We start from the raw sequence: 10,224 nt of genomic DNA on the forward strand, positions 1-10,224 counted from the left end.
ATTTCAGCTGAAAGCCAGCCTCATCAATACCTTTACAAAGTCCTTCCAGGAACAAGCCTTGTGAAAAATGACTGCGCAAAAGATGCTTTGTTGTTTCCCAGAAATCAGCGGGTACTTTTTCGTTGATCCCCTTGTCGCCAAGGACGGCAAACTTCCGGTCTTCGTAGGCGAGGTAAAACAAAACCCCGTTTCGCTGGGCAGTCTGATGCAGGTTAAGTGCCAGGAAAACCTCTTTGGCTCTTTCCATTACATCGGGGTTAGGGCACTTCTTTTCAATATGTACCTTCACTTCTCCCGAAGTCTGTTTTTCAGCCGACATTATCGCATTAATGATAAGTTGCTGCTGCTCTTCCGTGAAAAAAAGGGGTTGCGCTTCCATGGGGAAATTGATGTAAGTATCTGTGAAGTGCTGCTAAGAAAAGAAAATGGTTTCCGGGCTACATGCCGGAAACCATTTCAAGTCAGTTTTAGAACTGTACTGAAGGAGCTTTCTCAGAGCCTGGTGCTGCTGTGAAATAACCTTTTTGCGAAAAGCCGAAGACGCCCGCAAACAAGTTGGTAGGGAAAGTCCTTACTTCCTGGTTATAATCCTTAACAACAGTGTTAAAGTCATTTCTTGCCACGCCAATGCGGTTCTCAGTTCCTTCCAGCTGTGCCTGTAATTCCAGGAAGTTCTGGTTGGCTTTTAGTTGCGGATATTGTTCAACCGAGACAAGTAACCTGGAAAGTGAGCCGCTCAACTGATCCTGCGCAGCCTGAAACTTGGATATATTTTCAGGTGTAAGCTCGTCAGCCTGGATGGTTGTCTGGGTTGCTTTGCTACGCGCTTCGATTACAGCGGTTAATGTGCCTTTTTCAAATTCGGCAGCTCCTTTGACTGTACTTACGAGGTTAGGGATCAGGTCGGCGCGGCGCTGGTACTGGCTTTCTACTTTTGCCCAGGATTCTTTTACCACTTCATCCTTTCCGACAAGCCCATTATATTTTCCACAGCCGACGAATCCAAGAATAAGAACCACGACTATAACTGCGATTAATCCTTTTGACATTTTAGTATTCGGTTAATAGTTAATGAATAATCAAAGTTGTCCAAATCTAGCAAAATCCGCATTAAAAACTACATAACCGGGCTTAGCGCAGATTCTGGCGGAATTTTGACCGGATAACGGGTTTTTGATTTTGTTAAGGCGATACTGTTTCTCAATCCTGACCAACTCCCGCCACCTTATTCCATTTGCCCCAGGTAACAGACGGTTCATAATCTTTAAGATTGCTCTCAAAATACATAGCTCCCCACGTCCAGTTGATATCCAGCGCATTGGCTAGGTATTCAGCACTTTGCAGGCGTTCAGATGCCGGAAGGTTTCCTTCCGACTTCAATTTTTTCATAATCGCATTCACATCAGTATCTTCGGTTTATCCATTGATCCACTTCTCAAATACCGTATTATCATTGGACCATCGTTTCTCGAACAGGTGCTTTACACCACTTGGCTTGAAAATCCGTGGGCCAAAGCGGAGCAATGTCCAATGAAAATAATCTCTTTCCAGTAAGTCACGGAGCAGGTTCTGCCGCTTTTCAGATTCGGGCATTGAAATCGCAGCATGGTAAACGTACCTGGGAGAAAGGTAGCCCAAAGACAGTAACTGAGAAATACCGGAGTCAATCAATGCATGGAAGCCGGCAGGATCACTCGCAATTTCCAGGTACTCTGACAATACCTCCACAGCATTTGACAGGCTCATCTGAGGGCCAGATGCGGTTTCATTTACCAATGCAATTTCTTCAGGATCGATTTGCAGATTTTTCAGCGAAGGCAATTCTCCTGCTTCGTACTCTGCTGGCAATTTGATTTGCTCAGGTTCAGGCAATGCATTTTTGATCGACAGGTTACCCTGCATTTTACCGGCAAACTCAGCAAAAGAAGATGGAAGCTTTGAGATCGGGAAAGGTAGTTCGGCGGCGTGCACCAAAGTGTCGGTCCAAAAAAGCTTGATATCGATATTGAGCAGTTTGAGGTTCTTGCTTAAAGAAGATTCGATCCGTGTTTCTTCGGGAGCAATTTCTTTGGTGGAATACACATAGCTGGCTTCAAAATCTTCTGCGATCTTAGCGATGACCTTTTCGGGCTCGCCAATCCTTAGTAAAAGGTCACCGCCTTTTTCCCTGAGTTTATTCTTCAAATCGGCAACACATTCAATTAGCTGCTGGGCTCTTAAAGCACTTGTTCGGCGAAAGCCCAGCCGGTTTTTTTCATATTGTCTTGGGTCAAAAACAAAAACAGGGATTATTTCTTCTGAGGAGTTGCAGGCTGATAATAACGCTTCATTATCCAATAATCGAAGGTCATTTCTAAACCAGTAAACAATGCGCTGCGCCATTTACCTAAACTTAAATGATTTGATGAGAATGTTATTCTGAAATAATCGGCAAAGATAGGAAGGCTAAAAACAAATATCCCGCTCCGGAACAATCTTGTCAGAGCGGGATATCTTAGTAATTCTTTGTACTTAGTAACTCAGGATCGTAAATTCAGTTCGCCGGTTACGCTGGTGTTCTTCTTCTGTTTTCGCATTCGGGACAATCAGCTCGCGCTCGCCATATCCTTTTGCGACCATTCTGTCTGCGTCAATTCCTTTTGAATTCAGGTAAGCCACTGCGGACTCAGCTCTGTTCTGCGATAAAGTCATATTGTATGCATCCGTAGCGCGCGCATCAGTATGGGAGCTTAGCTCGATGTTCATACTTGGATTGTCTTTCAGGATTTGCACAAGCTTATCCAGCTCGATAGCAGCGTCAGGACGAATGTTGTATTTGTTCAAATCGTAATAAATGTTTTCCAGAACAAACGTTTTGTTCAATTCCAGCTTATCAAGTTTGATAGTTACATTGAAGGTAGTATCTGTCAGTTCTTTTGTCAGGAATATCGGTGGGATGGAGCGACCGGTCATAGAGAATGGTTCACGTCTGCTGATATAGCCTTTACGTTCTGCGAGTAACACATAAGACCTGCCTTCTTCAACTGCCTGCTCTCCAAACTTACCATCGCTGGTAGTAGGCAGCTGGGCGATTTGTACATCAGAAGTATCCGGGTAAATGTGCACAATCGCCGAGTCGAGCGGCGTAGATCCCTGACCGGCAGTTATTACATTCCCCCCCAGAAAATACCTGACTACCTTCGGTTTCCCATTGATGAAGTTCGGGTTGTTTGGGTTAAGTGGATCGTTAGGGTCGTTGTTCCGAGCTACAGTTGTACTGTCAGGCTCTTCCGGCGCAGCGAAATAGTAGATGTCATCGTCGCCTTTACCACCTTCCCGGTTGGAAGAGAAGAAACCCTTTGTCAGACCTTCATAGAATACAAGTCCGAAATCATCCTGCGGACTATTAAAGGGCAATCCCATGTTCTCAATAGTAATTACTCCCTGACTGCGTGTTGCTGAGAACAAGTCTAACTTGCCCAATCCGGGATGCCCGTCAGAAGCAAAGTAAAGTTTTCCACCTTCGGCTACATACGGAAACATATCGTCTCCGGCAGTATTAATATCCCTACCCATGTTAACCGGCTTGCTGAAACGGCCGGATGCGTCCATATTGGTCCGGTATATATCGATACCACCCGCGCCGCCTGGTCTGTTCGAAGCGAAATAGAGTGTTTTTCCGTCACGCGAGAATGCAGGTGACCCATCCCAGGCAAGTGAATCATTGATGGGTAGAATGGCGGGAGTAGTCCACTTGCCTTCCACATTGCGGCTCATGTAAAGGTCCACATCCTTGCTGCTGTTCTTCTTGCCTGTGTTTCCTCTTGCAAAGACCAGTGTTTTTCCATCGGGTGAAAACGCAGGAGAACCTTCATTTGCCTCCTGAACATTTATTTCCGGGCTTAGTAAAACAGGATTGCCTTGAATCGCTCCGGGATCTTCGGTGATCGACACCTTATATAATCCCAGCATAGCCTGTCCGTTGTTTTTATAAATTTTCTCTTTTTTGGAAGAAGAAAAAACAAGTTCCTTGCCAAGAACAGTGGGGGAGAATTCAGAACCGGCGGTATTCAACGGTATATTCTTTACCTGCACTTCCATTTTCTCCGTTTTAAGCCTGTCCGCAATGCGAAGAATTTCAACCTCCCGCAATGCTCTGTCCTTTAAGGCTTGCGAGCCAACAGTATCTTTGGCAAACGAGGCAAATTGTGCAGAGGCTTCGCTGTACTGCCCGGCTGTTTTCAATGCATAAGCATATTGAAACCGGGCATCGTTGCTGGCGAGTCCAGCATCCAGCGCCTGTTTGTAATAAGGAATAGCTTCTTTAAAGCGATTTGAAAGGCGGTATGACTCGGCAATGTAGTAGCTTGTTTGAACAGGTTCATAATTTTCCTGAGCAGCTTTTTGAAAACCTTTTATCGCCAGGTCGTATTCTCCGTTGGCAAATTTCTTTTGACCGTCTTTGTAAGCTTGCATCGCCGAATTGCAGCCGGATAAAAGCGCACCAAATATTATGAGGGTAAAAACACTCTGCAAAAGTTTCATAATGTAAAGTATAAAATCAAACGATTCGACGCGCACACTGGGTTTCTGAAAAACAATACTAATAAAGAACGTTTGGAAATAAAATTCTGGATACAAGAGGAAAAGAATTTTATCTATGTGCGATAGAGGCGTGTTTATGACACAAGATTGTTGATTTACAACTTGTTTTTGGAAAAAATATCAGTAACGCTTTGCTAATCAGTTGCGGAATATTACTTTTGCAGTCCGATTTTTCGGGAAAACTGTTTACATAACAATAGATCTGATTGCTAATCAGATCAAAATCAATTTGTTAAATGCCAACTATTTCACAATTAGTCCGTAAAGGTAGAGAGACCATTACTTGGAAATCAAAGTCACCGGCTTTGGATTCCTGCCCCCAGCGTAGGGGAGTGTGCACCCGTGTGTACACCACAACGCCTAAAAAACCGAACTCAGCACTTCGTAAAGTAGCTCGTGTTCGTCTTTCCAACAACAAGGAAGTGAATGCCTACATTCCTGGAGAAGGTCACAACTTGCAGGAGCACTCGATCGTATTGATCCGTGGTGGTCGTGTGAAGGATTTGCCAGGTGTGCGTTACCACATTATCCGTGGTGCTTTGGATACCGCCGGTGTAAACGGTCGTAAACAACGTCGTTCTAAATATGGTGCTAAACGTCCAAAACCAGGTCAGGTTGCAGCAGCACCAACAAAAGGTAAGAAAAAATAAAAAGTAACTCTCTCTGCTTTTATTAAATAATTAAGTTGATAAAAGGGAAGTAATCTGCGCCTGAGCGTGGGTGAATAAGTTGCAAAACGAAACCTCGTGTAAAAACATTAAGACAAAATGAGAAAGTCGAAACCAAAGAAAAGATATATCCTTCCTGATCCTAAGTTCAGGGATGTTCAGGTTACTAAGTTTGTAAACAACCTGATGTACGAAGGAAAGAAGAGCATTGCATTTACCATTTTCTATGACGCATTGGAGTTGGTTGAGAAAAAAACCAGCGAAAATGGTCTGGAAACATGGAGGAAAGCATTGAACAATGTGACTCCTTCAGTTGAGGTAAAAAGCCGTCGCGTAGGTGGAGCAACGTTCCAGGTTCCAACAGAAGTTCGTCCTGAGCGTAAGCAGTCACTAGGCATGAAATGGTTGATCAACTATTCCCGCAAGCGTGGAGAAAAGACAATGGTTGACCGTTTGGCTGGCGAAATTATCGCTGCTGCAAAAGGCGAAGGTGCTGCTGTGAAGAAGAAAGATGATACGCACCGTATGGCGGATGCGAACAAAGCATTCTCTCACTTCCGTTTCTAAGCAAACGAAATATAATGCAATCGGGAGCCTGGCTATCAGGCTCCCGATTTTTTTGTATAAATATTTGAAAAATAACTTTGCCTCAATTGGATTTATAATCAACAATTTATACTTTTGCGCTCTGAATTTTTAAAAGTAATGGATTTCACATTCTCTGAAAAGTTCAAGTTCTCCGAATTGAGTTGCACATCGAATAAAATATAACACATCACCATCTGTCATGGCACGTGATCTAAGATTAACAAGAAACATTGGTATTGCTGCGCACATTGATGCCGGTAAAACAACTACAACTGAGCGTATTCTGTACTATGCAGGGGTAAGTCACAAAATTGGAGAAGTACATGATGGTGCTGCTACAATGGACTGGATGGAGCAGGAGCAGGAGCGTGGTATTACCATTACATCTGCTGCTACGACAGTTAACTGGAACTACCGTAACGAGAAATATCATATTAACATTATCGATACCCCGGGACACGTAGATTTTACCGTTGAGGTAAACCGTTCTTTGCGTGTTTTGGATGGTTTGGTTTTCCTTTTCAGCGCGGTTGATGGTGTTGAGCCACAATCTGAAACGAACTGGCGCCTTGCTAACAACTATAATGTAGCACGTATCGGTTTCGTAAACAAAATGGACCGTTCCGGTGCTGACTTCCTGAAAGTTTGTGCTCAGGTTAAAGAAATGCTTGGAAGCTATGCAGTACCTCTTCAATTGCCGATCGGTGCTGAAGATACTTTCCGTGGTGTGGTTGACCTGGTTAACTTCCGCGGTATCGAGTGGAATGAGGCAGACAAAGGAATGACTTTCACTGAGGTGCCTATTCCTGACGATATGCTGGAAGAAGCAACTGAATGGAGAGAAAAGCTGCTTGAAGCAGTTGCTGAGTTTGACGAGACTTTGATGGAGAAGTATTTCGAAGATCCTAATTCGATCTCGGAAGATGAAATCCTTGCTGCTTTGCGTGCTGCTACAATCAGCATGAAAATTGTTCCCATGGTTTGCGGATCTTCTTTCAAAAACAAAGGAGTTCAAACTATGCTGGATTATGTGATGGCTATTCTACCTTCACCTCTTGATCGCGAGAACATCGTGGGTACTGATCCACGTACCGGTAACGAAATTAGCCGTAAGCCATCTGAAACAGATCCTTTCTGCGCACTTGCATTTAAAATTGCAACAGACCCTTACGTTGGTCGTCTTTGCTTTATCAGATCTTATTCTGGTGTACTTGATTCGGGTTCTTATGTATTGAACAACCGTTCAGGTAATAAAGAGCGTATCTCACGTATATTCCAAATGCACGCTAATAAGCAAAATCAGATCGATAAGCTTGAAGCTGGTGACATTGGTGCGGTAGTAGGTTTTAAAGATATTAAAACTGGCGATACCCTTTCTGATGAAAAATCACCGATTGTATTGGAATCAATGGTGTTCCCTGAGCCTGTAATTGGTTACGCAATCGAGCCTAAGAAAGCTGCCGACAGTGATAACTTCTCAAAGGCAATTACCAAGCTGATCGAAGAAGATCCGACGCTGCAAGTTGAATCTAATGAGGAAACTGGTCAGACGATTATCAAAGGTATGGGTGAGCTTCACCTTGAAATTATCATTGACCGTATGCGTCGTGAGTTCAAAGTAGAGGTAAACCAGGGCGCTCCACAGGTTGCTTACAAAGAAATTCTTACCAAGAACTTTGAACACCGAGAAGTTTACAAGAAACAAACAGGTGGTCGTGGTAAGTTTGCTGATATCGTGTTTGAAATTGGGCCACGTGATGACAATGAAGAAGGCAAAGAGCCAAAGACTGGTTTGCAGTTTGTAAATGAAGTTGTTGGTGGTGCGATTCCTCGTGAATTCATTGCGCCGGTTCAAAAAGGGTTTGAAGCAGCTATGATCAACGGTGCATTGGCTGGCTATCCTTTGGATTCAATGAAAGTTCGTCTGTTCCACGGTTCATTCCACGATGTCGATTCGGATTCACTTTCTTTCGAATTGGCAGCTAAGTTAGGTTTTAAAGAGGCAGCACGTCACGCTGGTTCGAAATTGATGGAACCGATCATGCACGTCGAAGTACTTACTCCTGACGAATACACAGGTCCGATTACAGGTGACTTAAACCGTCGTCGTGGTATCATGCGCGGTATGGATTCACGTAATGGTGCACAGGTTATCAAAGCTGACGTTCCTCTTTCTGAATTGTTCGGCTATGTGACCGACCTTCGTACAATGTCATCAGGCCGTGCTACTGCATCTCTTACTTTTGCATACTACGAGATCGTTCCTAACAACATCGCTGAGGGAGTAATCGAGAAATCAAAAGGATTGGTTAGAGCTTAAGATAATAAAGTGCTACCAGTTCGCTGGTAGCACTTCTTCTTATATAAATATAAATCAGTAAAGTTAATGGTTCTTTTGCTGATGGATTGTCAAAACTCATTTGACAAGTTTTTCTGAACCGGAAACAAACAAGAGAAATGAATCAAAAAATTCGTATTAAGCTTCGGTCATTTGACCACAACTTGGTTGATAAGTCGGCCGAGAAAATTGTGAAGGCTGTAAAAGCAACTGGTGCTATTGTTAGTGGTCCAATTCCTTTGCCAACCAAAACGGAGAAGTTTACTGTGTTGCGCTCACCACACGTTAACAAGAAATCAAGAGAGCAGTTCCAGCTTTGTACTTACAAGCGTCTGGTTGATATCTTCTCTACTAGCGCAAAAACTGTTGATGCATTGATGAAGCTTGAATTGCCGAGCGGTGTTGATGTTGAAATAAAAGTTTAGTAGAATCCGACTTAGTTTAAAATAAGTCAAAGACATAAATTGGATGAAGGTCCGGTTCCGGAAACCACATCTGAGCTCGAAGAGGCCACATAGTTGGATGCATTATTCGCAACAATCACCGGCGTTCTTGAATATGAGGTCAGATGTTAATTCATCTGACCTTTTTTGCTGATTATCAGCTAAATATTTTTTACCTGCATTGGATACTAAGAATTGATTTCCTACCTTTGCAGTCCGTTTTAAAGAATAAGGGGTATTACCTGCTAAATTTAAATTTCAAACATGTCTGGTTTAATTGGTAAGAAGATCGGGATGACCAGTTTGTACAATGCTGACGGGCAGGCTCTGGCATGTACTGTGATCCAAGCTGGTCCTTGTGTTGTTACACAAGTTAGGTCCCAAGAAAGGGATGGTTATAAAGCCATTCAATTAGGTTTTGGTGAGAAGAAAGAAAAGAATTCTTCCCAACCTTTGATTGGTCACTTCAAGAAAGCCAATACAACTCCCAAGCAAAAATTGGTTGAGTTTAAGGAATTTGAAGTGGAGCATGAATTAGGAACTTCATTATCCGTACAGGATATTTTTGAAGAAGGTGAGTTCGTTGACGTTGTTGGCTCTGCCAAAGGACGCGGCTTTCAGGGTGTTGTAAAACGTCACGGTTTTGGTGGTGTCGGAGGTCAAACTCACGGTCAGCACAACAGAGCGCGTCACCCAGGTTCGATTGGTGCCTGTTCTTTCCCATCACGCGTATTTAAAGGTATTCGCATGGGTGGACGTATGGGTAACAATCGTGTAAAGATTCAGAATTTGAGAATTCTGAAAGTGATACCTGAGCAGAACATTTTAGTTGTTAGTGGCTCAGTACCGGGTTCAAAGAATTCATTTCTAATCATTGAGAAATAGCACCAATGGAACTGTCCGTATTAAATATAAAAGGAGAAGATACCGGCAAGAAGGTAAGTGTGTCTGAAGAGATTTTCGGCATTGAACCTAATACGCACGCGATCTATCTCGATGTAAAACTTTACCTGGCGAATCAGCGTCAGGGAACGCATAAATCAAAAGAACGTGCAGAAGTAAATCATTCTACACGCAAGATCAAACGTCAAAAAGGAACAGGTGGTGCACGCGCAGGTAGCATTAAATCTCCTGTTTTTGTAGGCGGTGGCCGTATTTTTGGTCCAAGACCTCGTGACTACGGTTTTAAATTGAATAAGAAGGTTAAAGTATTAGCTCGCAAGTCGGCGTTTTCTGCCAAGGCTCAGTCTGATGCGATCTCTGTTTTGGAAGCATTTACATTTGATGCTCCTAAAACGAAGTCATATCTGAATGTCTTGACATCGCTTTCATTAGTGAATACAAAAACGTTATTGATTCTTCCATCCATTGACAGCAATGTATATCTGTCAAGCCGTAACATTCCAAAAGCGAAAGTTACAACTGTGGACGCAGTCAATACTTATGACCTGATGTATGCAGACCGTCTTCTGATAAGTGAATCTGCTCTGTCTATTTTGGAAACCCAATTGAACAAATAACAATGAGTGTACTGAAACGTCCGATTATAACCGAAAAGGTAACGGCTCAGGGTGGTCAAGGAAAATATGCTTTTGAAGTGTCT

11 protein-coding genes are annotated in these 10,224 nt (G+C 43.2%); 6 read left to right on the forward strand and 5 right to left on the reverse strand.

Annotation, left to right across the window (positions count from 1 at the left end):
- The 5 genes from ACTIE6_RS08765 to ACTIE6_RS08785 all read right to left on the reverse strand — a co-directional run.
- On the reverse strand, positions 1–379 hold a 379-nt coding region (locus tag ACTIE6_RS08765), incomplete at its 3' end, for a TPM domain-containing protein (RefSeq protein WP_439556280.1).
- An 88-nt stretch (positions 380–467) separates the two neighbouring features.
- The gene (locus tag ACTIE6_RS08770; protein WP_439556281.1) at positions 468–1,049 is read right to left on the reverse strand and encodes a LemA family protein; all 582 of its coding nucleotides are present in this window, start codon (positions 1,047–1,049) and stop codon (positions 468–470) included.
- A 151-nt stretch (positions 1,050–1,200) separates the two neighbouring features.
- On the reverse strand, positions 1,201–1,389 hold the full coding sequence (locus ACTIE6_RS08775; protein WP_439556282.1) for an FAD-binding domain-containing protein: 189 nt from the start codon (positions 1,387–1,389) through the stop codon (positions 1,201–1,203).
- 27 nt (positions 1,390–1,416) lie between these two features.
- Positions 1,417–2,382: a deoxyribodipyrimidine photo-lyase gene (locus tag ACTIE6_RS08780; RefSeq protein WP_439556283.1), complete on the reverse strand. Its 966-nt coding sequence runs from the start codon at positions 2,380–2,382 to the stop codon at positions 1,417–1,419.
- A 129-nt stretch (positions 2,383–2,511) separates the two neighbouring features.
- Positions 2,512–4,524 carry an OmpA family protein gene (locus tag ACTIE6_RS08785; protein ID WP_439556284.1) on the reverse strand — a complete coding sequence of 671 codons (2,013 nt, stop codon included), beginning with the start codon at positions 4,522–4,524 and terminating at the stop codon, positions 2,512–2,514.
- A 296-nt stretch (positions 4,525–4,820) separates the two neighbouring features.
- Here ACTIE6_RS08785 and rpsL point away from each other — a divergent pair, with 296 nt between their 5' ends.
- The 6 genes from rpsL to rplD all read left to right on the forward strand — a co-directional run bounded on the left by rpsL (position 4,821) and on the right by rplD (position 10,141).
- Positions 4,821–5,234 carry a 30S ribosomal protein S12 gene (gene rpsL / locus ACTIE6_RS08790; protein WP_026631225.1) on the forward strand — a complete coding sequence of 138 codons (414 nt, stop codon included), beginning with the start codon at positions 4,821–4,823 and terminating at the stop codon, positions 5,232–5,234.
- A gap of 117 nt (positions 5,235–5,351) precedes the next feature.
- Positions 5,352–5,819, forward strand: a complete 468-nt coding sequence (rpsG, locus tag ACTIE6_RS08795) for a 30S ribosomal protein S7 (RefSeq protein WP_015813785.1) — start codon at positions 5,352–5,354, stop codon at positions 5,817–5,819.
- A gap of 220 nt (positions 5,820–6,039) precedes the next feature.
- Complete coding sequence (fusA, locus tag ACTIE6_RS08800; RefSeq protein ID WP_439556285.1) at positions 6,040–8,160, forward strand: elongation factor G; 2,121 nt, start codon at positions 6,040–6,042, stop codon at positions 8,158–8,160.
- A gap of 137 nt (positions 8,161–8,297) precedes the next feature.
- Positions 8,298–8,603: a 30S ribosomal protein S10 gene (gene rpsJ / locus ACTIE6_RS08805; protein WP_026631228.1), complete on the forward strand. Its 306-nt coding sequence runs from the start codon at positions 8,298–8,300 to the stop codon at positions 8,601–8,603.
- A 282-nt stretch (positions 8,604–8,885) separates the two neighbouring features.
- Complete coding sequence (gene rplC, locus ACTIE6_RS08810; protein ID WP_439556286.1) at positions 8,886–9,506, forward strand: 50S ribosomal protein L3; 621 nt, start codon at positions 8,886–8,888, stop codon at positions 9,504–9,506.
- Positions 9,507–9,511: 5 nt separating this feature from the next.
- Positions 9,512–10,141 carry a 50S ribosomal protein L4 gene (gene rplD, locus ACTIE6_RS08815; RefSeq protein WP_056280039.1) on the forward strand — a complete coding sequence of 210 codons (630 nt, stop codon included), beginning with the start codon at positions 9,512–9,514 and terminating at the stop codon, positions 10,139–10,141.
- Positions 10,142–10,224 lie beyond the last annotated feature (83 nt).

It is taken from the genome of Dyadobacter sp. (assembly GCF_051859145.1).
Taxonomy (GTDB): domain Bacteria; phylum Bacteroidota; class Bacteroidia; order Cytophagales; family Spirosomataceae; genus Dyadobacter.